Here is a 20,330-nt window from a genome sequence, read left to right as displayed (position 1 = left end):
CCGCCCGCCGCGCCGCAGCCATCTGCCGTTCGGCAGATCCGCCGCGGGAAAATTCGTGGCCGTCGGCGCCGATCCGCCCTACCGGACCGGCAGTTCGCAGGCGGTCCGCCAGCCCGTCGGCCGCAGCGGCCCCGCCGCCAGGCTGCCGCCGTGCACGGCGACCCGTTCGGCGAGCGCCACCAGCCCGGTCCCGCCGCTGCCCGGACGACGCCGGAGCAGCCCCCTCACGCCGCGTCCGCTCCCGGGCACACCGCCGCCGGCGTCGCTCACCGACACGAGCACCGCGGCGGCCCCCGATCCGGCGCCACCGGGCCGGACCTCCACCCGGACGACCGCCTCGGCGGCGCCGGCCGCGTGCCGCCGCACATTGGTCAGCGCCTCCAGCACCAGCGCGTACGCGGCGGCCTCCGCCTCCCCCGACAGCAGGCCGACGGCCTCCGGTGCCGCCTCCAGCCGGGCCCGGGTCGCCCCGGACCCGGTGAACCGGCCGACCAGCTCCGGCAGGTCCGCCAGCCCGTACACCCTGGTGGCACCGGTCGCACCCCCACCGCCGCCACCACCGACGGCCACGGCGTCCCCCGGCTCCCGCAGCGCGCCCACCATCGCGTCCATCGAGTCCAGCGCCCGCAGCCCGGACTCCTCCAGCCGGCGCAGCAGCGCGGCCGTCTCCTCCGGCCCCGCGCCCGGCAGTTGGCCGGCCTGGGCCTCCAGCACGATGCCGGTGATCTCGTGCGCGACGAAGTCGTGCAGCCCGCGCGCCACCTCCAGGCGCTGCTCACGCCGGGCCCGGGCCACCGCGCGCTCGCGCCGGGCGTCCAGCGCGCGCAGGTAGAGGCCTGCGCCGAGCACCACGGCCAGCGGCACCACCGAGGACAGCACGGCGACCAGCGAGCCGGTCCAACCCGCGTTCGGCGTCCGGACGGTGAAGCGCAGCGGCACCGCGACCGCCGCCACGACCACCAGCGTCCCGGCCACCCCGGCCCACCGGCCGCGGGCCCGGCGGGCCACCCGTCCGGCCAGCACCACCAGCGCCGCCCACTCGAAGGGCAGCCAGAACGCCGGCAGCCGGTACGGCCCCTGATAACCGAGGTCGAGCAGCAACGAGAGCGCCGCCGCCCCGCCGGCCGCACCCGCGAGCGTCACCCGTCGCCACGGCCACGGCAGGGCGGCCACCAGGGTCACCACGGCGGCCCCGGCGGCGATCAGCAACGCGGCCGCGTGCTCGCCCGAGTGGGCCAGTACGACCGGCACGAGCAGCGACGACGCACCCACCACCGCCAGCACACGGCGGGCCCGCGGAGCACTACGGCTTCCGGACGCGCTCCGGAGGACGGCGGACCGGGACCGGCTCCGGAACCGGTCCCACGATCGATCGGTCATCGGTTCGGCAGGCATGCGCCCGAGCCTAAGGCCCGGACCACCGGGGCACGGTACCGTTCATCCGTACCGGGACGGGCGCCGGCACCAGGGGTGCGGCGCCCGTCGCCACCGCGCCGAGGAGTACCGAACCAAACCGGAGGACCAGCCCGATGCCCGACTACGGTCCGCTCACCGCCGTCGGCCCGTACTTCGCCCTGGACGCGGCCGAGACCCCCGACCAGGGCCCGCCTCCGGGCTTCCGGCCGCTGCGGGAGCTCTACGTCCACGGCCCGGACGGGCTGTTGGCGGACGGGGTCCGCTCGGTGGCCCGCCGGATCGGCACCGCCGAGGCGCGGGTGGCGGCCTCGACCCTGCACCTGGGGCTGGCCGCCCGGTTCTGCTCGGTGCTGCTCGGCTCGGCCGTCCTGCTCGGCGACGTACCGGAGTTGGACCGGGACCGGTCCTGGGTCCGGGTCCCCGCCCAGGGGCCGGTCGACCTCTGGGTGCCGGACCGGCCCTCCTCGGCGACCACGGATCACGGTCCGCTCGCCGACCGCCTCCACCGGGCCCTCCTCGACGGGCCGTTGGCGGAACTGGCGGCGGCCGTCCGCTCCGTCGTGCCGCTCTCCGAAGGGTTGCTCCGGGGCAACACCGCCTCCGCCCTGACCGGCGCCCTGCGGATGCTCGACGCCCACATCGCCCGGGCCGGCGCCGCCCCGGCGGGCGGGCGCGCGTTCGCCCGGACGCTCGTCGCGGACCTCCTCGACCGCGCGCCCCTGACCGGGACCGGCACCCTCAGCGGCGCCTCGTTCCGGCGCAGCAGTTGCTGCCTGTACTACCGCGTCGGCCCGCAGGCGGGCGTCTGCGGCGACTGCTGCTTCACCCGGCCGCCACGCCGCCCGGACGGCGGCCGGCGGAAGGCGACCGCCGCACCCGGCTCACCCTGAACCGGGCGCCGTGGAGCGGTCGTCACAGGCCCGCCTCGCCGACCCGCCCGGCCGCCTTCCGGGCGAGCCCCGGCAGGGCGACCCGCCCGGTACACCAAAGCAGCGCCGCCCCGACGCCGAAACCGGCCGGCGCCTCCGGAAAGAGACGGGCCAGCACGGCTGCGGCCGACCGTTCGGGCAGAGCCCGACCGGACGCCCGCCTGAACCGGCCTCCGTGGAGCGGTCATTGCGCACCGGTCATCGCGAATCCCCTCGCCGACCCGCCCGGTACACCAAAGCAGCGCCGCCCCGGCACCGAAACCGGCCGGCGCCTCCGGGAAGAGGCGGGCCGGCACGGGCACGGCCGGCCGTTCGGGCAGGGCCCGACCGGGCAGCCGCCTGAACCAGCCCCCCTGGAGCGGTCATCGCGAACCCGCCTCGCCGACCCTCCCGTCCCACTGCCACTGCCCGGCCGCCTTCCGGGCGAGCCCCGACAGGGCGACCCGCCCGGTACACCAGAGCAACGTCGCCCCGGCACCGAAGCCGGTCGGCGCGTCCGGGAAGAGGCGGGCCAGCGCGGGTGCGGCCAGCCGTTCGGGCAGGGCCCAGTCGGGCGTCCGGTCGAGGCCGAACGCACCGGCCAAGTCCCAGGTGTGGACGAGGAGTTCGGTGATGCCCATCGCGGCGAAGCCGGGACCGTCCGAGTGGCCCCACGGGTGCCAGGCCCGGGCGTCCGCCGGGGCCTCGCGTACGGCGCCGGCCAGCAGGGCGGCGGCGATCCGGACGCCCTCCAGGCAGTGTTCGACGGGTGCGGCCGGGTCCAGCGAGCCGAACAGCGTGATGTACCGGTCGGTCGGCCGCGCGGTGAGCAGCCCGGCGTAGCCGAGGACGCCGAGGGCGAGGTGGTCGAGGGTGGCCCGGCAGGTCCACTCGCTGCCCTCCGGGCTGCGCGTCCAGTCCGCCCCGGCGGCCTCGGCCAGCAGGGTGGTGGTGACGGCGGCGGTGTCGGTGACCAGGGCGGGCCAGTCCAACGGGCCCGGGACGGACGCCCCGTCCGCGTCCGAGACCGGCGGCGCCGGCGGAACCAGCGGAGCCGTCACTTGCCGATCACCTCCACCAGGCGGGCGTAGCTGTCGGCCCCGTGGCCGGCGGCGATCGCCCGGTCGACCTGGGCGGCGAGCAGTTCGGGCAGCGCGTTGTCGAGGCCGCGGGCGTGGCCGGCGTGCAGCAGGTGGGCCATCGCGGCGCGGTGGACGTCGAGGCTGGCGTCGTCGCCGGGGTAGCGGCCGGTGTCGACCTGGGCCGCGTACCGGGAGACGAAGCCGGTGACCGCGCCGGCCAGCCAGCGGTTGGCGACCGGTGTGAAATCGGCGGCCGGCACGCCGTCGGCGCCGACCAGGGCGGCGGCGTGCAGCCAGCCGCTGAGCGCCGACCACATGAGGCCGAGCAGCGCCGCGTCGTAGAGGCCGGCGACGCCGGCGTCCGGGCCGAGGTCGACGGGGTCGCCCAGCGCGGCGAGGGTGCCGCGGTGCCGGGCTAGCGCGGCCCGGTCGCCGCTGTAGAGCAGCATCGCGTCGGGGCCGCCGATGCCGGGCGGGGTGATCATGATCGCCCCGTCCAGGTAGCCGAGGCCGATTCCGGCGGCCCACTCGGCGAACTCGCGGGCCTGCTCGGGCGAGCCGGAGGTGAGGTTGACCAGCGTCCGCCCGGCCAGCGCGGCCTCGTGGCCGGTCAGCACCTCGCGCAGCGCGGCGTAGTCGAGCACGCAGGCGACGAGCAGCGCGCTCGCCGCGACGGCCTCGCCCGGCGTCGCGGCGGGGACGGCCCCGCGGACGGCCAGCGGCTCGGCCTTGGCCGCGGACCGGTTCCAGACGGTGGTGGGGTGGCCCGCCGTCAGGAAGGCACCGGCCAGCGCGGTGCCCATCGCGCCGAGGCCGAGCACAGTGACGGGCTCGGCGGTCTCGGCGGTCTCGGCGGGTTCGACGGCCTCGGGGGCAGAAGTGTGCGACATCGGAATTTCTCCAGCTCAGACGGTTCGCGGGAAGGGGTCTTGATCGACAAGCCCCACCCTCGCAGCGGGTCGCACACCCCGACAGTGGCAGGATTGCCCTTTGCCGCACCATTCCTGCCAAGCCGTCGCGAGGGGCCTCACCGTGACCGCGTCACCGCCACCCGTCACCCCGTTCGCACCCTCCGCACCCTCCGCGCCGTCCCCGCCCTCCGCGCCCTCCCCGTCGGCCGGCTTCCCCGGCACCGTGGCCATCGCCGTCCTCGACCACGCCGACCTCGCGCTCTGGGACCTCTACGAACTCGGCATGGCCTGCGCGGTGTTCGGCATCCCGCAGCCCGATCTGGCGCCCCGCTGGTACGACCTGCGCCTCTGCACCGAACGGCCCGACCCCGCCGCCCCCGCGACGCCCACCCCCGCAACCGCCGGCCCCGACGGCCCCGGCTTCGGCTTCTCGCTCCGCGCCGCGCACGGCTGGGACGCGCTCGCCGACGCGGACACCGTCATCGTCACCTCGGTTCCGGACGCCTGCGTCACCGGGGACCGGGAGATACCGCCCGCGCTCGTCGCGGAGCTCCGGCGCGCGGCCGCCGCGGGGGCGCGCATGGTCTCGCTCTGCACCGGCGCGTTCGCCCTCGCGGCCGCCGGCCTCCTCGACGGGCGCCGGGCCACCGCGCACTGGTCGCACACCGCCGACCTGGCCGAGCGCCATCCGCTGGTCACCGTGGACGACTCCGTCCTCTACGTCGACGACGGCGACGTGCTCACCAGCGCGGGAGTGGCCGCCGGGCTGGACCTCTGCCTGCACATCGTGCGCCGCGACCTCGGCGCCCAGGTCGCCAACCAGCTCGCCCGGCGCCTGGTCGTGCCCGCGCACCGGCCGGGCGGGCAGGCCCAGTTCGTCGACCTGTCGGTGCCCGTCGCCGACGACGACAGTCTGGCGCCGGTCCTGGAGTGGGCCACCGCCAACCTCGAACGACCGCTCACGGTGGAGGAGTTGGCCCGGCGCGCCCGGATGAGCCCGCGCACCTTCTTCCGCCGGCTCCAGGCCGCCACCGGCACCACCCCGCTCCAGTGGCTGCTGCACCAGCGGCTCGCGCTCGCCCAGTCCCTGCTGGAGGCGACCGAGCTGCCGGTCGAGCAGGTCGGCGAGCGCAGCGGCCTCGGCAGCGCGGCCAACCTCCGCCGGCACTTCACGGCCCGGGTGGGCATCTCCCCCACCGACTACCGGCGCGCGTTCGCCGCCCGCGCCGCCGGCCCCGCCCGCCGCCGGCCTCCCGCCACCCGCTGACCGGACCACGGGGGCCCACCGCACCCACCCCGCCCCACCGCGCCCGGCCCCGACTCGACCGACCCACCGAGCCGGGGCCACCGAGCCGGGGCCGTCCGCCCCGCCTACCGCTCCAGCGTCGCGGCCAACAGGTTCGGGTCGGTCCGGGTGAAGAAGGCCGCGCTCGGCACGTACACCGTGTCGCCGCAGACCGCCACCGAGGTCGGGTTGGAGAGGCCGTCCGCCGCGTCGAGGACGGTGTGGCGGCTGCCGTCCGCGGCGATGTACACGGCCTTGCTGCTCAGGTTGAGCGCCGCGATCAGCTCGTCGCCGACGCCGACGAAGGCGAAGTCGTCCAGGCCGTCGAGGCCGGTGACCTTGGTCTCCACCGGCCCGGCCGCGCCGTCCGCGCCGATCGGGATGCGCAGCAGTGTCCCCCGCTCGGTGTTGCCGACCCAGACGGCGCCGCCGTGCACCTTGAGGCCGTTCGCGCCGAAGGTCATGACGGGCTTGAGCAGGGCGTCGTCCGACCAGACCGCCGGGGCGCCACCGTCCAGCGGCACGACCCGGACCAGGCCGAGCACGGAGTCGGCGGAGTACAGCACGCCCGCGTGCTCGTCGAGCGCGAGGCCGTTGGGCAGGCTGTCCACCGGGAGCGCGGCGATCCGCTGGGGCTCGCCGCCCGGGCAGAGCCGCCAGATGCCGGTGAGGTCCGCGGTGCCGGTGGCGTAGGCGAAGTAGAGGGTGCCGTCGTGGGCGCGGGCCAGGCCGGTCACGACGGGGACGCCGACGCCCGGGGTGGCCGGGTTCGCGGGGACGGGCAGGGTGGCCAGGATGGTGAGGTTCCCGTCGGGGTCGACCCGGCCGACCTGGTGGGAGTAGAGGAAGGTGAGGTCGACCGAGCCGTCGGGCTCCACGGCGATGTTCTCGGGCTGGAGCCCCTGCGCGAAGTCGAAGTGGGCGACGATCCGGGGCTGGGAGAGCGGCGGCGCGACGGCGACGGCCGGGGTGGCGGCGAGCAGCGCCAGGGCGAGGCCGACGGCCGGGGCGGCCCCCAGCGCGCGGGCGAGGCGCGAGCGGCGGAACTGCCGCGACGGACGGGCCGGACGGGACGGACAGGCTGGACGGGCCGGACGGGACGATCGGGACACGGGGGAACTCCTCGCTGGACGGACGGCGTGGGAGGCGCCGGGACGGGGCGACTGCCAGCACAGCACGCCCGGCCCGGCCGCCCCGGTGGCGCCGGGCCGGGCGGCGGACAGGATCCCCCGGTCGGTCCCCCGGCCCCGAGGGGATCAGGCCGCGACGGCCGACTCCTCCAGCTCCTCCTCCGACTCCGACTCCTCCTCCGACTCCGCCTCCGTCGGCGCGGCGCTCACCCGGCCGCGCTTCTCGTACAGCGCCGCGCCCGCCACCAGCACGCCCGCGCCCACCAGCCAGAGCGCGAGCGTCAGCAGGTGCCCGGCGAACCCGGCCCGGGCGTCGAAGTACAGCAGGCTGCGGGCGCCCTCCAGGAAGCCCGCGCCGGTCCAGAAGGAGTGCAGCCCGCCGAAGAAACCGTTCTGCAGGTCCGGCCGGTAGACACCGCCCGAGCTGGTGAAGTTCAGCATCACGAACAGCACCATCATCACCAGCGTGGTCCACCGCTTGAGGAAGGTGTGCAGGCCGATCCCGACCCCGACCACCCCGGCCGAGTAGAGCCAGCCGAGCGCCCAGACGCCGGCCAGGTCGTGGTCGACGACGTGGAACACCGGCCCGGCGGTGACGATCCCGATCACGCTCACCGCGAGCGAGGCCGCCAGTCCGACCAGGACCCGCAGTCGCATGCCCAGCGCCGCCCCGGCCGCGCCGATCACCGCGACGCTCCCGTAGGAGCCGATGCTGAGCGCGACCAGCAGGAAGAACAGGCCCTGGCCGGTGGGGTCGCCCTCGCTCGGGGTGGTGAGGTCGGCGACGGCCAGCGGCACGCCCTGCTGTGCGGTCACCCGCTGGAACACCTTCTCGGCGGCCATCGCCGAGGTGTCCGAGTTGGCCTTGGCGACCAGCAGCTCCGGGTGCTGCCCGTCCGGCAGGAACGCGCCGACCAGCTCGCGGTCGAGCAGCCGCTGCTCGGCGGCCGCGCGGTCGGGCAGCACGGCGACGTCCAGCGCGTCGCCGGCCTTGGCCTGGACCGCCCCGGCGAGCGCGGGCGCCTGCGGGGTGGTCGCGACGACGGCGACCTTCAGGTGGTTGGGCTCGGGCTGGTGGAAGGCGCCCTGGTAGGCGAGCGCCATGCCGAGGCACATCAGCAGCGGGGTCAGCAGGTGGACGGCGAGGTGCTTGAGCGCGTGGCCCGGGGCGGGCGCTGCGGCGGGAGGCTGGGGTGTGCTCATCGGGGGGTCGGTCCGTCCTTCGGTCAGCCGTTCGGCAAAGGATGGCAAATGCAACCATCTGGGTGCAGTCTACAACCAAAGCAGGGGCGGGCCGAAGCCCGCCCCCGGCCTCCCCCCGGCCTCCCCCCGCTCGTCCCCGCCCGCCCCCGACCGTCAGCCCAGCTCGAACACCCCGTACGAGAACCCGTCCGCCCGCAGCTCGCCGTCGACGACCGTCACGCCCTGCACGTCCAGCGCCCGCACCCGGCCGGTACCGCCCGATGCCGACCGGTCGAGCGCCACCACCGCCGGCTCCCGCCGCGGGTTGACCGCCACCAGGTACCGCCCGGCCCGCGTGTACACCAGTGGGTACCCGGCGTGCCGGACCTCGACCGACCCCCGCGCCCCCAGGTCCGGGTGCGCCCGGCGCAGCGCGATCAGCCGCCGGACGGTGTGCAGCAGCGAGGTCGGGTCGGCCCGCTGGGTGGCGACGTCCGGCCGGTGCGGGTCCGGGTCGACCGGCAGGTAGAGCCGGTCCGCCGCCGCCTTCGAGAAGCCCGCGTTCGGGCCGGGTGCCCACTGCATGGGGGTGCGCGAGCCGGCCCGGTTGTAGCGCGGGCCAAGCACGCTGCCCTCGACGTCCGGCAGGCCCGGCAGGTAGCGCATGCCGATCTCGTCGCCGTAGTAAACCGCCGGCAGGGTCGGCCAGGTGAGCAACAGGGCGAAGGCCGGGGCAAGTTGATCGGCGGTGCGCGGGCCGGTGGCGAGCCGGGAGAAGTCGTGGTTGGCGGTCGGGAGCGCGATGTGCCCGGCGCCCTCGGTGAGTTCGGCCGCCGAACGCCAGGCGTCGAGGAACACCTGCGGCGTGCCGCGCCCCTCGGCGTCGAAGTAGCAGGAGCCCTGGTTCCAGTACTCCTCGACCGTCCCGGCGTTGTTGTTCCAGAGCGAGCGCAGCGGCAACCCCTGGTCCGGGCCGCCGAACTGGAGGAAGAAGTCGGCGTGGAAGCCCGCGGCGACGGCGGCGGCCGGGTCGCCCCACTCGGCGAACAGGGCGGCCTGCGGGTGGGTCCGGTCCAGCCAGTCCCGCAGCTCGGTCCAGAGCTTGCCGGTCTCGACGAACCCGGGGTCGTCCTTGACCAGCGAGGACGCCATGTCGACCCGGAAGCCGGCCACGCCGAGGGAGAGCCAGTGGGCCATGATGTCGCGCAGCGCGGCGCGGTTGGCGCGCGGGCCCGCCGCGTCCACCGGCTGGCGCCAGGGCTCGTCCGGACTCTCCCGCGCGTAGCCGAAGTTGAGCGCCGGCTGACAGTCGAAGAAGTTCGGCCGGTACCAGCCCGGGCGGCCGCCCGGGGAGGCCACGAAGCCGTCCACCCGGTGGTCGGACCAGATGTAGCGGTGGTCGGACGGGTCCTCGGCGGCGGCCCGGAACCACGGGTGCCGGTCGGAGGTGTGGCCGGCGACCAGGTCCAGCAGGATCCGGACGCCCTTGCGGCGCGCCGCCTCGACCAGGGCGGCGAGGTCCTCGGCGCTGCCGTAGCGCGGGGCGGGCGCGAGGTAGTCGCTGACGTCGTACCCGGCGTCGCGGAACGGCGAGGCGAAGCACGGGGTGAGCCAGACCGTGTCCACGCCGAGCCAGGAGAGGTGGTCGAGGTGCTCGGTGATGCCCGCGAAGTCGCCGATGCCGTCGCCGTCGGAGTCGGCGAAGGTCTGGGGGTAGATCTGGTAGAGCACGGCGTCGGTCAGCCAGTCGGGGCCGGGGCGGGTCGAGGTCATGGGTGGATCCTCCTGCCGGGTACCGGGGGCTATCGATTCTCGTCGAATCCCGGCCGCCCCAACAGTCCGCCTCGGCCACTCGCGGCGCGGGAGGGGCGCACGGGACGGGTCGGGGCTCCTCCCCGGGCTGCTCCCGGGCGCCCCTCCCGCGCCCCCTCTCCGCCCCCGAACCGCCCCGCCCCACGCCGCCCACTCTCAGCGGGTCGTGCAGGCCTCCGTGAACGCCCTGGCCCGCCGGGTGATCTCCGCCCAGTCGCCGGCCGCGACCGCCTCGGGCGCCACCACGTCCGTCCCGGCGCAGACCGCGAGCGCGCCGTGGGCCAGGAACTCGGCCGCGTTGCCCGCGTTGACACCGCCCGAGGCGACCAGCGGGACGTCCGGGTACGGTCCGCGCAGGTCCTTGAAGTAGCCGGGGCCGAACGCCCGGGCGGGGAAGATCTTGACCGCGGCGGCGCCCAGGTCCACCGCCTGGGCGACCTCGGTCGCGGTGAGCGCGCCGAGCACCACCGGGACCCGGGCGGCGTGCGCGGCCTCCGCCACCTCGGGCCGCAGGCCGGGGGTGACCAGGAACGAGGCCCCGGCGGCGAGGCCGCGCTCGGCCTCCTCGGCGGTGAGTACGGTGCCGACGCCGACCCGGTGGCCGGCCTCCGCGGCCTTCCGCAGATGGGTCGTCACATCCGGTGTGGTGAAGGTGAATTCGGTCCAGGTGATGCCGCCCGCCGCGAGCGCGGCGCAGAGCGCGACGGCGTCCGGTATCCGGGGGGCGCGGACCACCGCGATCACCGGCTCGGCGGCGAGCGCGGCCCGCGCCGCCTCGACGACGGAGGGCTCGTGCACGGGGTTCGACGGGTTCACAGGGTTCAACGGGTTCACAGGGCTCGGGTTCCTCGTTCGGTACGGCGCAGGGCCCGCCCTGGGCGCGCGCCCGTGGTGCGGCCCTGCGCGACGACGGCGGTTCCGTTCACATAGACGTGCTCGATGCCGACGGCGGGCTGCCGCGGCCGGTCGAAGGTGGCGGCGTCCCGGACCCGGTCGGGGTCGAACAGGACCAGGTCGGCGTGGAAGCCGGGGGCGATCCGGCCCCGGCGGTCCAGCCGGAGCCGGGCGGCGGGGCGGCCGGTCATCCGGGCGACCGCCTCCTCCAGCGTCAGCACGCCCGACTCACGGACGTAGCGGGCCAGGTAGCGCGGGAAGGTGCCCCAGGCGCGCGGGTGCGGCCGGGCACCGACGAGCAGGCCGTCGCTGCCGACGGTGTGCGCCCGGTGGCGCATGATCGTCCGCACGTTCTCCTCGTGGCCGACGTGCTGCAGGATGGTGGTGGCCAGCTCGTCCCGGCGCAGCAGGTCGAGGAAGACCTCGGTACCGGTGCGGCCCTGTTCGGCGGCGAGTTCGGCGACGGTCCGGCCGACCGTCCCGGCGAGCTCGGGGGCGCGGACGCCGGAGAGCTGGATGGTGGCCCAGTCGGTGACCACGCCGTGGCAGCCGTCGCTGCCCTTCTCCTCCACCTCGTAGCGGATCCGCTCGCACGCCGCCGGGTCGCCGAGCCTCGTCAGCGTCGCCTGCGGACCGCCCTCCGTGGCCCAACCGGGCAGCAGGGCGGCCAGGGTGGTGGAGCCGGGCAGGTAGGGGTAGCTGTCGAGGGTGAGGTCCACGCCGTCGTCGAGCGCCCGGTCGACGAGGGCGAGCAGCTCGCCGGCCCGGCCCTCGTTGACGCCGAAGTTCATCGTGGCGTGGGTGAGGTGGAGCGGGCAGCCGGACCGCCGGGCGATCTCGACCATCTCCGCGTAGCCCTCCAACGCGCCCGCCCCGTAGGAGCGTTGGTGCGGCGCGTGGAATCCGCCGGCTGCGGCGACCACCCGGCAGAGCTCGACCAGCTCGTCCGTTCCGGCGTACATCCCGGGCGGGTAGGTCAGGCCGCTGGACATCCCGACCGCGCCCTCGGCCAGGCCGCGCGCCAACAGCTCGCGCATCCGGTCGAGTTCGGCGGCGCTCGGCGCGCGGTTGTCCCACCCCATGGCGAGCATCCGCAGCGAGCCGTGCGGCACCAGGTAGCAGGCGTTGACGGCGGGGCCGGTCCGGTCCAGCCGGTCCAGGTAGCCGCCGACGCTCCGCCAGTCCCAGCGGAAGCCCGCCACCTCGTCCCCGTCACCCGGCCCGTCCCCCGGATCGCCGTTCCAGCCGGCGATCTGGCGGCGGAGCGCGGGGAGCGTGGTGTCGTCGACCGGCGCGTAGGAGAGGCCGTCCTGGCCGAGGACCTCGCAGGTCACGCCCTGGGTGACCTTGGCCGGGTGCTCGGGTTCGAGCAGCAGCGCGAGGTCGGAGTGGGCGTGCATGTCGATGAAGCCGGGGGCCAGCACCAGCCCGTCGGCGTCCACCACGCGCACCGCCCCACCGGCCCTCGCCGCACCGCCGAGGCCCGGCGGGCCGATCTCGGCGATCAGCCCGTCGGCGATCCGGACGTCGGCCCGGTACCGCTCGGCACCGGTGCCGTCGACGACCGTGGCGCCCTCGAACACCACGCCCCGCGCGCTCATCAGAAGAACGTCCTGACCAGCCCGGTGACCTTCGGCTCGGCGGCCGAGGCGTCGTCCAGCACCGGGATCAGCGTCCACTTGTCGAAGGCCGTGCACGGGTGCGAGACCCCGAGCCGCAGCACCGCGCCGACCGGGGCGAGGTCGCCCGCGTCGCGCAGGAAGGCGTGCTGGTCGTTGAGCGCGGTGATCCGGGCCGCCGTCCCGGTCAGCTCGGCGCCGCCCCGGACGAGCTGCGGCTCCGGCAGGCCCTCGTCGAACGGCAGGTCGCGCTTGCCCGCGTCCAGCAGCGCCAGCTGCGGCTCCGGCCGGGACACCACCCGGGCCCAGCCGTGCAGCGCCCCGCGCAGCGGCTCGCCGGAGCGGGCGGCCCCCCGGGCGAGCGGCGAGATGCCCCGGTAGAAGCCGTCGTCGTGCGCGAGGTACGCGCCCGAGCGCAGCACCACGAACGCCTCCGGCAGCGCGCCCAACTCCTCGGCCACCAGGTCGAAGTAGGCGCTGCCGCCGGCCGTCACCACCGGCGCCGAACCGTCGGGGTACAGGCCCGCCAGCCGCCCGTGCAGTTCGGCGAGGCAGTGCAGGTAGGAGCGGACGGTGCCGAGGCCGGCCTCGGTCGCGTCGTGCGCCAGCGCGCCCTCGTAGCCGCCGATCCCGGCCAGCCGGAGGGTCGGCGCGCGCCGGACGGCGGCGGCGACCTCGACCGCCTCGTCGACGGTGCGCAGCCCGGTCCGGCCGCCCGGGCCGCCGAGTTCGACCAGCACCTCGACCGGGCGCTCGGCGCCGGCCGCGCGCAGTGCCTCGTCCATCAGCCGGACGCTGTCGGCGGAGTCCACCCAGGAGGTGAACGCGAAGCCGGGGTCGGCGGCCAGTTCGCCGGCCAGCCAGCCGAGGCCGGCCGGGTCGAGCAGGGTGTTGGCGAGCAGCACCCGCTGGACGCCGAAGGCGCGCGCGACCCGGACCTGCGGCAGGTTGGCGAGGGTGATGCCGTGGCTGCCGGCGGCCAGCTGGGCCTGCCAGAGCGCGGGCGCCATGGTGGTCTTGCCGTGCGGGGCGAGCGCGAGGCCGGCGTCGGCGCACCAGCGGGCCATGGTGCGCAGGTTGTGGTCGAGCGCGCCGGCGTCCAGGGTGAGCAGCGGGGTGCCGAGGTCGGCGAGGGCCGGGCCGGTGGCCAGGTAGTCGCGCACGGTCAGGCCCGCGGCGGCGGGTGGCAGTGCCTTGAACCGCCAGTCGAGCACCTCGTCGGCGAGGGCCGCCACCGCGTCGGTGTCGATGCCCGGTGCGGCGCCGCTGCTCGCGAAGGTCTGGTCCACCGTCTTCCTCCATCCGTCGTGTTGCAACATGTGCAACGAGGGTTGCACATGCTGGCAGCACGGTTCTAGCATCGGCGCCGGACGAAGGTCAACGACGGACGAAGGTCGACGACAGCCGTCCTCAGCACGTGGACCACCCCGGATCGCCACCGCCCCCACGCCCCCCGTCCCCACCCGGCCGGCCGCAGCACCCCGAGGAGCCCAGCAGATGCCACGCCAGGACGCCGCCGCGAGCCCGGGCACCCCACCGCTCGGCACCCCGACGGCGCCCCCGTCCGCATCACCGGCGGCCACCCCGCTCCCCGCCGCGCTGCCGACCGCACTCCCCACCGCGCTGCCGACCGCCGTCTGCGTGGGCGAGTCGATGGCCGTACTGCTCCCCGACCGGCCCGGCCCGCTGGAGTCCGTCGAGACCTTCCGGCTGGGGGTGGGCGGCGCCGAGTCCAACGTGGCCGGCGCCCTGGCCGCGCTGGGCGTGCCGAGCGCCTGGATCAGCCGGGTGGGTGACGACGGCTTCGGCCGCCGCCTGCTCGGCGAACTGACCGCCCGCGGGGTGGACGTCTCCGCCGTCGCCGTCGACCCGCACCGGCCCACCGGCCTCTACCTCAAAGAGGTCGGCGGCACCACCGGCGACCGCCACGACCTCGGTCCGGGCCGCAGCCGGCTCCACTACCACCGGCGCGGCTCAGCCGCCGCCGCCCTCTCCCCGGCCCTGCTCGCCGACCCGGCGGCCGCCCGGCTACTGGCCGGCGCCCGGCTGCTGCACCTGTCGGGGATCACCGCCGCCCTCTCGGACGACTGCCTGGCGCTGCTGCGCGCCCTGCTCGCCGAGCGCCGCCCGGGCCGGCTGGTCAGCTTCGACCTCAACTGGCGGCCGGCCCTGTGGCGCGACCGCGACCCGGCGGTGCTGCCGCCGCTGCTGGACGCCGCCGACCTGCTGCTGCTCGGCGCCGACGAGGCCGAGACGGCCTTCGGCACCGGCGACCCGCGCGAACTGCGCCGCCGCTTCCCCTCCCCCGCCACCCTGGTGGTCAAGGACGCCGCCCGGCTGGTGACCGCCGTCGAGCGGGACGGCACGGCGGTCGCCGAACCGGCCCTGGCCGTCGAGGTGGTGGAGGCCACCGGCGCGGGGGACGCCTTCGCCGCCGGCTACCTGGCCGGCACCGTGCGCGGCCTCGACCAGCGGCGCCGGCTGCGACTGGGCCACCTGAGCGCGGCCTGCGCGCTGACCGCCCACGGGGACCAGGCCGAACTGCCGCCCGGACCGGTGGTCGGCGCGCTCCTCGACGCCTCGCCCGCGGCCTGGGCCGCCACCCGGGTCGCGGCGGACGGCATCACCTCCCCCGTGCTGCCCGGCCCCGCCCACCTCACCGCGTCCACCGCGTCCACCGCCCCGGTCCTGGGAACACGAGGAGCCCGATGAGCCAGACCGTCACCCGCGCCCTGCGCCTGCTCGCCGAACTCGGCGAGGGCGAACGCTCCCTGGACCAGCTGGCCGAGGTGCTCGGCGTCCACAAGACGACCGTGCTGCGACTGCTCCAGAGCCTCGAAGCGGAACGGTTCGTCTACCGGGACGCGGCCTACCGCTACCACTTGGGCGCCGGGCTCTTCGCCCTCTCCGGTCTCGCCCTCGAACAGCGCGGCGTCCGCCGGATCGCCGCCCCGCACCTCGCCGAACTGAACGCCGCCACCGGCCAGACCGTGCACCTCGCCGCGTACGAGGGCGGCGAGGTGGTCTACATCGACAAGTACGACTCCCGCCACCCGGTGCGGATGTACTCGCGGATCGGCCTGCGCGCCGCGCTGCACAGCGCCGCGGTCTCCAAGGTGCTGCTGGCCGACCTGCCCGCGCCCGAACGCCGCCGGGTGGTGGCCGAGATCGACTTCACCCCGCACACCCCGCGCACCCTGGCCACGCCCGAGGCGCTGCTCGCCGAGCTGGAGAAGGTCGCCGCCCAGGGGTGGGCGCAGGACCACGCCGAGCACGAGGCCTTCATCAACTGCGTGGCCGCGCCGATCCGGGACGCCAGCGGCCGGGTGGTCGCCGCCGCCTCGATCTCGGTTCCGGACGTCGTCCTCCCGTACGAGCAGGTGCTGGAGCTGCTGCCGCAACTCCTCGCCGTCACCCGGGCGATCTCCGCCGACTGCGGCCGACCCCCGCACCACCCCTGAGCCGACGCCACCGCCCCGACCGTCACCACCCCGACCACCCCGACCACCAGGAAGCGACCACACCCGCATGAGCGACAAGACCGAGATCCGCACAGACGGCGCCCCCGCCCCGGCCTGGATGTTCTCCCAGGGCGTCCGCAAGGGCCCGATCCTCCAGGTCTCCGGCCAGGGCCCGCAGGACCCGGCCACCGGCGAGTACCTCCACCACGGCGACGTGAAGGCGCAGACCCGGCGGACGCTGGAGAACGTCAAGGCGATCGTCGAGGCCGGCGGCGCCACCATCGAGGACGTGGTGATGTTCCGGGTGTACCTCACCAAGCGGGCCGACTTTCCGCTGATGAACGAGGTCTACGCCGAGTTCATCGAGGAGAACGTCAAGCCGGGCGGCGTGAAGCCGTGCCGCACCACGATCTTCGTCGAGCTGCCGCAGGAGCCGATGCTGGTCGAGATCGACGCCCAGGCCGTCATCGGCTGACCGGGCGCACGCCCACCTGCGCGGCGGGGCCCGGACGTTCTCCGTCCGGGCCCCGCCGCCGTCCGCCCCGCCGCTGCCCTCCCGCCGCCGATCGTCTTGCCCTCCGACCGCCGACTCATTAGGTTAGGCTCACCTAACTATCAGCCCGTCGGAGGTCACCGTGAGCCAGAGCGCCGAAATCCCCGAGCCCACCGCCGCCGAACGGATCGGCAGCCTGCTCACCGCGACCTCCTCCGTGGTCATCCGCGCCGGGGGCGAGCAGCACGAACTCGCCACCCCCGTCTCGGTGCACGGCTCCCGACTGCGGCTGCGCGCCCCGCTCGACGCGCCGCTCACCCTCGCCGTCACCCACGAGCAGGACGGCCTCGCCGTCGTCCTCGACCTCACCGACGTCGCCCCGGTGGCCGTCCGCGACCGGGTCCGGGGCCGCCTCACCCTGGCCGGCCGGCTCCGCCTCGCCCACCTCGCCGACGACGGCCTCAGCGTCCACCTCCGGCTGGACGTCGCGCACGCCGTGCTCTCCACCCCGTACGGCACCACCGCGATCACCGGCGCCGACCTCGCGCTCGCCGCCCCCGACCCGCTCGCCCGCTTCGAGGCCGGCCTGCTTACCCACCTCGCCGACGACCACCCGGACGCGCTCGCCGTGCTCACCCGGCTGCTCGACCCGGAACTGCTCGCCACGCACCCCGACGTCCGGCCGCTCGCCCTCGACCGCTACGGCCTGGTGCTCCGCCTCGACCACCCGCACGGCCACCGCGACGTCCGCCTGGTCTTCCTCGAACCGGCCCGCGACGCCGACGAGTTCGGCCACCGGATGCACCAGCTGCTGACCGCCGCCCGACAGGCGCAGCCCGCCCACCGGCTCTGAACCGGCGGACGGGCGACCTTTCCTGACGACTGGTCAGGCAGCGGCGGGCCGCTCCGCCGCGTCCTCCAGGATCACCCGCCCCATCCGGGCGTACCGGTCCGGCCGGCGGTTCTTCATGTAGAGCGCCAGGCCGATCCCGCCCAGGAAGGTGCCGATCACCAGGTACGGGATCAGCCGGAAGAGCAGCGTGTCGGCGGCCGCCCCGGCGGCGGTGTCCTTGTTGATCGCCAGCAGCACCACCACCCCCGCCATCGCCACCCCGCCGATCAGCGGCGCGACCAGCGTCCGGAACCAGTGCCTGGTCTCCGGGTGCCGTCCCTGCACGTGGAAGTAGCCGACCACCGCGAACGAGCAGAGCGTCTGCACGATCAGGATCGCCATCGTCCCGAGCAGCGCCAGCAGGGTGTACAGGTGCACGTACGGGTCCATCCCCGCCAGCAGGAACGCGACCACCAGCAGCACCGCGATCACCGACTGGACCAGCGAGGCGACGTACGGCGAACCGTGCCGCGGGTGGGTGCGTCCGAGCGCCGGGTGGATGAAGCCCTCCCGGCCGATCGCGTACAGGTACCGGGCCGCGCACTGGTGGAAGGCCATCGCACAGGCGAAGGAGCCGGTCACCACCAGCCACTGGAACACCTTCACCGCCCACGCCCCGAGGTGCGCGCCGAGCGGGTCGAAGAACAGACTGTTGCCGTCCTTGCCGGGGACCAGGCCGTTGGCCACGTCCACGGCGTGCTGCACCCCGTTGCCGGAGACGATCATCCAGGAGACGAAGACGTAGAACAGCCCGACCCCGACCACCGAGATCAGCGTCGCCCGCGGCACCACCCGCTTCGGGTCCCGGGACTCCTCGCCGTACATCGCGGTCGACTCGAAGCCGACCCAGGACCAGAAGGCGAAGAACAGCCCGAGTCCGGCGGCCGCCGCCCCCGCCCCGCCGACGCCGCGGAAGGCGTTCAGCGGGTCGAGCGCCTCGCCGACGAGCCCGTCCGGGCCGCCGCCGGTGAACAGCACCGCCAGCGAGACCGCGCTCAGCACGGTGATCTCCAGCACCAGCGCCACCCCGAGCACCCGCGCGGTCAGGTGCAGGTCGAACCAGGCCATCAGCGCGATCGCCACCAGCCCGAACAGCGCGTACCAGCCCCAGGCCAGTTCCAGCCCCAGCTGCGCCGCGACCAGCCCGCGCAGCGAGTACGCGAAGAAGCCGATGATCGAGGCCTCGAAGACGATGTACGCGAGCACCGCCAGCAGCCCCGAGGCCATGCCGGCGACCCGGCCCAGCCCGTGCGAGATGTAGCCGTAGAACGCGCCCGCCGCGGTGATGTGACGGGCCATCGCCACGTAGCCGACCGAGAAGACGGTGAGCACCAGGGTCGCGAAGACGTACGCGGCGGGCGCGCCCGCGCCGTTGCCCTGGCCGACGATGATCGGGAGGTTGCCGGTCATCGCGGTGATCGGCGCCGCGGTGGCGATCGCCATGAAGACCACGCCCACCAACCCGACCGAGTTCGCCTTCAGCCGGTCGACGCCGACTCCGGCCTCCGCAGCCGGATCGACCGCATCCGCTCTCCCTGCTCCCCCACCGACCGCGTCCCCGCTCTGGATGGCCATCCGGTCCCCTTCGCCTGCCGTGACTGTGCCGCCCGCCGGACCGGTCGGGCGTTGACTGCCCGACAGCATCGGGGCGCGGTGATCACGCCCGCAACCGACAGGTCGTCAGGCATCAAGCCCAGGAAGTTGACGCTCTGTTCGGTTGGAAACCGGCCACGTTCGAACGGAAACGGCCGCGAAATGCGGACCCCGGGTCCCCCAGACAACGACAAACGGCCGGCCCGGCTCGCGAGAGGAGGTCTCGCGAACCGGGCCGGCCGGACGGGCGTGTCCCGCGCCCGTCGATCCACTGGAGGTGCGGTCACCACCCGGTCGAGCGGTCACCCGACATGACCATCCCGGGAGGTCGTCTTCGCCCCGCACCCAGCGGTGGCAGTTGAGCCGACCGTACGGTCAAACCGCAGGTCAGACCGCGACGCCGTGCGCCCGGAGGTAGGCGATCGGGTCGACGTCCGAGCCGTACTCCGAGCCGGTGCGGATCTCGAAGTGCAGGTGCGGGCCGGTCACGTTGCCGGTCGCACCGGAGAGGCCGATCTGCTGGCCGGCGGTGACGGTCTGACCGACCGACACGCCGATCGAGGACAGGTGCGCGTACTCGGCGTACTTGCCGTCGGCGAGCTTGATCTCGACCTCGTTGCCGTAGGCGCCGCCGTTGCCGGCCTTCACCACGGTGCCGGCGCCGACGGCGCGCAGCGGGGTGCCGGTGGAGGCGACGAAGTCGACACCGGTGTGGTGACCGGAGGCCCACATCGAGCCGGCCACGCCGTAGGCGGTGCCCATCTTGGGGTTGGCCAGCGGGGCGACGAAGCCGGTGGCGGCGGCGACCGGGGTCGGCGCCGGGGTGGCCGGCTTGGCGATCTGGACGGCCTGGACGGCCTGGGCCGACGGCTTGGCGGCCGGGGCGGCGGGCTTCGCGGCGGGCGCGGCCGGCTTGGTGGCCGGGGCGGCCGGCTTCTCGGCCGGAGCGGCGGGGGCGGCCGGAGCGGCGGGCTTCGCCGCGTCCTGCGAGACCTGCGGCTTCTCGGCCGGGGCGGCCGGAGCAGCCGGAGCGGCGGGCGCGGCCGGAGCAGCCGGCTTCGCGGCCTCGGTGCCGAGCGCGAGCTGCTGACCCGGGTAGATCAGGTTCGGGTCGGCGCCGACGACGGCACGGTTGAAGCCGTACAGGGCCTCCCAGCCACCCTCGACGCTCTTCGCGTCGGCGATCTTCGACAGGGTGTCCCCGCCGATGACCTTGTAGCTCTCGACGGCCGGGGCGGCGATCGGGGTCGCGGCCGGGGCGGCGTCGACGCTGGTGGCGCCGGTCCAGGTGCCGGTCTGCTGCGAGTGGCCGGCGGCCGGGCCCTCGTGGGCCTGGGCGGCGGTGAGGGTGGTGACCAGCGGGAGGGCGAACGCGGCGCCGGTGACGGCGGTGGCGATGCCGATGCGGGCGGCGCGGGGCAGGGCGATACGACGAGCCTGTGCGGGCATGGGAAATGTCCTCTCCGACGCCTGCGAGGTGAGCTGTCGGGTTCGGGCTGGAGTTGCCCGGCCGCATGAAGGCGGCTTCACCCCAAGCCGGACCGCGAATTCCGGTCCGGCGACTTACCTGTGGGTCCCCCGCTCCTGCCGTACAGAGTTCGTTGCGTACCACCGGGCAGCGGCAGGACTAGGCGTTCCACCCGGTGGCCACC

Annotated in this window: 17 protein-coding genes and 1 riboswitch; of the genes, 6 read left to right on the top strand and 11 right to left on the bottom strand. The window is 75.5% G+C overall.

Features of this window, described 5'->3' with window-relative positions:
* Nucleotides 1-78: 78 nt before the first annotated feature.
* Entirely contained in the window at nt 79-1,272 is a 1,194-nt protein-coding gene (locus tag AB0N76_RS27570) for a histidine kinase (protein ID WP_363561465.1), read from the bottom strand.
* A 257-nt stretch (nt 1,273-1,529) separates the two neighbouring features.
* Between AB0N76_RS27570 and AB0N76_RS27565 the strand changes: the two genes are divergently transcribed.
* Nucleotides 1,530-2,306, top strand: coding sequence for a (2Fe-2S)-binding protein (locus tag AB0N76_RS27565; RefSeq protein ID WP_363561463.1), 777 nt, complete (start codon nt 1,530-1,532; stop codon nt 2,304-2,306).
* A 401-nt stretch (nt 2,307-2,707) separates the two neighbouring features.
* Here AB0N76_RS27565 and AB0N76_RS27560 read toward each other — a convergent pair whose 3' ends face one another.
* Both AB0N76_RS27560 and AB0N76_RS27555 read right to left on the bottom strand, forming a co-directional pair.
* Nucleotides 2,708-3,385, bottom strand: coding sequence for a maleylpyruvate isomerase N-terminal domain-containing protein (locus AB0N76_RS27560; protein WP_363561461.1), 678 nt, complete (start codon nt 3,383-3,385; stop codon nt 2,708-2,710).
* Nucleotides 3,382-4,296, bottom strand: a complete 915-nt coding sequence (locus AB0N76_RS27555; protein ID WP_363561459.1) for an NAD(P)-binding domain-containing protein — start codon at nt 4,294-4,296, stop codon at nt 3,382-3,384. The genes AB0N76_RS27560 and AB0N76_RS27555 overlap by 4 nt, the downstream gene beginning before the upstream one ends.
* Nucleotides 4,297-4,600: 304 nt before the next feature.
* Here AB0N76_RS27555 and AB0N76_RS27550 point away from each other — a divergent pair, with 304 nt between their 5' ends.
* Nucleotides 4,601-5,584 (top strand): helix-turn-helix domain-containing protein, encoded by a 984-nt coding sequence (locus tag AB0N76_RS27550; protein ID WP_363561471.1) that lies wholly within the window; start codon nt 4,601-4,603, stop codon nt 5,582-5,584.
* A gap of 104 nt (nt 5,585-5,688) precedes the next feature.
* On the opposite strand, the gene AB0N76_RS27545 is transcribed toward AB0N76_RS27550, so the two are convergent.
* The 6 genes from AB0N76_RS27545 to AB0N76_RS27520 form a co-directional block, all read right to left on the bottom strand.
* A complete protein-coding gene (locus AB0N76_RS27545; protein WP_363561457.1) occupies nt 5,689-6,714 on the bottom strand; it encodes a hypothetical protein in 1,026 nt (341 codons plus the stop codon).
* Between the two features lie 144 nt (nt 6,715-6,858).
* On the bottom strand, nt 6,859-7,935 hold the full coding sequence (locus tag AB0N76_RS27540) for a hypothetical protein (protein WP_363561455.1): 1,077 nt from the start codon (nt 7,933-7,935) through the stop codon (nt 6,859-6,861).
* A gap of 153 nt (nt 7,936-8,088) precedes the next feature.
* Nucleotides 8,089-9,687, bottom strand: a complete 1,599-nt coding sequence (locus AB0N76_RS27535; RefSeq protein ID WP_363561453.1) for an alpha-amylase family glycosyl hydrolase — start codon at nt 9,685-9,687, stop codon at nt 8,089-8,091.
* Nucleotides 9,688-9,882: 195 nt separating this feature from the next.
* Nucleotides 9,883-10,524 (bottom strand): bifunctional 4-hydroxy-2-oxoglutarate aldolase/2-dehydro-3-deoxy-phosphogluconate aldolase, encoded by a 642-nt coding sequence (locus tag AB0N76_RS27530; protein WP_363561451.1) that lies wholly within the window; start codon nt 10,522-10,524, stop codon nt 9,883-9,885.
* 32 nt (nt 10,525-10,556) lie between these two features.
* Nucleotides 10,557-12,221 (bottom strand): D-aminoacylase, encoded by a 1,665-nt coding sequence (locus AB0N76_RS27525; RefSeq protein ID WP_363561449.1) that lies wholly within the window; start codon nt 12,219-12,221, stop codon nt 10,557-10,559.
* Nucleotides 12,221-13,528 (bottom strand): alanine racemase, encoded by a 1,308-nt coding sequence (locus tag AB0N76_RS27520; RefSeq protein WP_363561447.1) that lies wholly within the window; start codon nt 13,526-13,528, stop codon nt 12,221-12,223. The genes AB0N76_RS27525 and AB0N76_RS27520 overlap by 1 nt, the downstream gene beginning before the upstream one ends.
* A 208-nt stretch (nt 13,529-13,736) precedes the next feature.
* Between AB0N76_RS27520 and AB0N76_RS27515 the strand changes: the two genes are divergently transcribed.
* The 4 genes from AB0N76_RS27515 to AB0N76_RS27500 all read left to right on the top strand — a co-directional run bounded on the left by AB0N76_RS27515 (nt 13,737) and on the right by AB0N76_RS27500 (nt 17,046).
* Nucleotides 13,737-14,951, top strand: a complete 1,215-nt coding sequence (locus AB0N76_RS27515) for a sugar kinase (RefSeq protein ID WP_363561445.1) — start codon at nt 13,737-13,739, stop codon at nt 14,949-14,951.
* On the top strand, nt 14,948-15,700 hold the full coding sequence (locus AB0N76_RS27510) for an IclR family transcriptional regulator (protein WP_363561443.1): 753 nt from the start codon (nt 14,948-14,950) through the stop codon (nt 15,698-15,700). The genes AB0N76_RS27515 and AB0N76_RS27510 overlap by 4 nt, the downstream gene beginning before the upstream one ends.
* Before the next feature lie 67 nt (nt 15,701-15,767).
* The gene (locus AB0N76_RS27505; protein ID WP_363561441.1) at nt 15,768-16,175 is read left to right on the top strand and encodes a RidA family protein; all 408 of its coding nucleotides are present in this window, start codon (nt 15,768-15,770) and stop codon (nt 16,173-16,175) included.
* Between the two features lie 160 nt (nt 16,176-16,335).
* Complete coding sequence (locus AB0N76_RS27500) at nt 16,336-17,046, top strand: DUF2470 domain-containing protein (protein ID WP_363561438.1); 711 nt, start codon at nt 16,336-16,338, stop codon at nt 17,044-17,046.
* A 33-nt stretch (nt 17,047-17,079) separates the two neighbouring features.
* Here AB0N76_RS27500 and AB0N76_RS27495 read toward each other — a convergent pair whose 3' ends face one another.
* Nucleotides 17,080-18,528, bottom strand: coding sequence for an APC family permease (locus AB0N76_RS27495; protein ID WP_363561469.1), 1,449 nt, complete (start codon nt 18,526-18,528; stop codon nt 17,080-17,082).
* Between the two features lie 537 nt (nt 18,529-19,065).
* Nucleotides 19,066-20,127 (bottom strand): LysM peptidoglycan-binding domain-containing M23 family metallopeptidase, encoded by a 1,062-nt coding sequence (locus AB0N76_RS27490; RefSeq protein ID WP_363561436.1) that lies wholly within the window; start codon nt 20,125-20,127, stop codon nt 19,066-19,068.
* Between the two features lie 3 nt (nt 20,128-20,130).
* Nucleotides 20,131-20,292: riboswitch (cyclic di-AMP (ydaO/yuaA leader) on the bottom strand.
* Nucleotides 20,293-20,330 lie beyond the last annotated feature (38 nt).

The organism is Kitasatospora sp. NPDC093806 (assembly GCF_040683335.1).
In the GTDB taxonomy this organism is placed as follows: domain Bacteria; phylum Actinomycetota; class Actinomycetes; order Streptomycetales; family Streptomycetaceae; genus Kitasatospora.
The sequence above is the reverse complement of the archived record's forward strand: the minus strand, read 5'-3'. Positions and strand labels throughout refer to the sequence as shown.

Bases quoted from the DNA above. Each gene is read 5' to 3' on its own strand.
- AB0N76_RS27565 (WP_363561463.1), top strand. From the start codon at position 1,530: ATGCCCGACTACGGTCCGCTCACCGCCGTCGGCCCGTACTTCGCCCTG.
- AB0N76_RS27555 (WP_363561459.1), bottom strand. From the start codon at position 4,296: ATGTCGCACACTTCTGCCCCCGAGGCCGTCGAACCCGCCGAGACCGCC.
- AB0N76_RS27550 (WP_363561471.1), top strand. From the start codon at position 4,601: ATGGCCTGCGCGGTGTTCGGCATCCCGCAGCCCGATCTGGCGCCCCGC.
- AB0N76_RS27540 (WP_363561455.1), bottom strand. From the start codon at position 7,935: ATGAGCACACCCCAGCCTCCCGCCGCAGCGCCCGCCCCGGGCCACGCG.
- AB0N76_RS27535 (WP_363561453.1), bottom strand. From the start codon at position 9,687: ATGACCTCGACCCGCCCCGGCCCCGACTGGCTGACCGACGCCGTGCTC.
- AB0N76_RS27525 (WP_363561449.1), bottom strand. From the start codon at position 12,221: ATGAGCGCGCGGGGCGTGGTGTTCGAGGGCGCCACGGTCGTCGACGGC.
- AB0N76_RS27515 (WP_363561445.1), top strand. From the start codon at position 13,737: ATGCCACGCCAGGACGCCGCCGCGAGCCCGGGCACCCCACCGCTCGGC.
- AB0N76_RS27510 (WP_363561443.1), top strand. From the start codon at position 14,948: ATGAGCCAGACCGTCACCCGCGCCCTGCGCCTGCTCGCCGAACTCGGC.
- AB0N76_RS27505 (WP_363561441.1), top strand. From the start codon at position 15,768: ATGAGCGACAAGACCGAGATCCGCACAGACGGCGCCCCCGCCCCGGCC.
- AB0N76_RS27495 (WP_363561469.1), bottom strand. From the start codon at position 18,528: ATGGCGATCGCCACCGCGGCGCCGATCACCGCGATGACCGGCAACCTC.
- AB0N76_RS27490 (WP_363561436.1), bottom strand. From the start codon at position 20,127: ATGCCCGCACAGGCTCGTCGTATCGCCCTGCCCCGCGCCGCCCGCATC.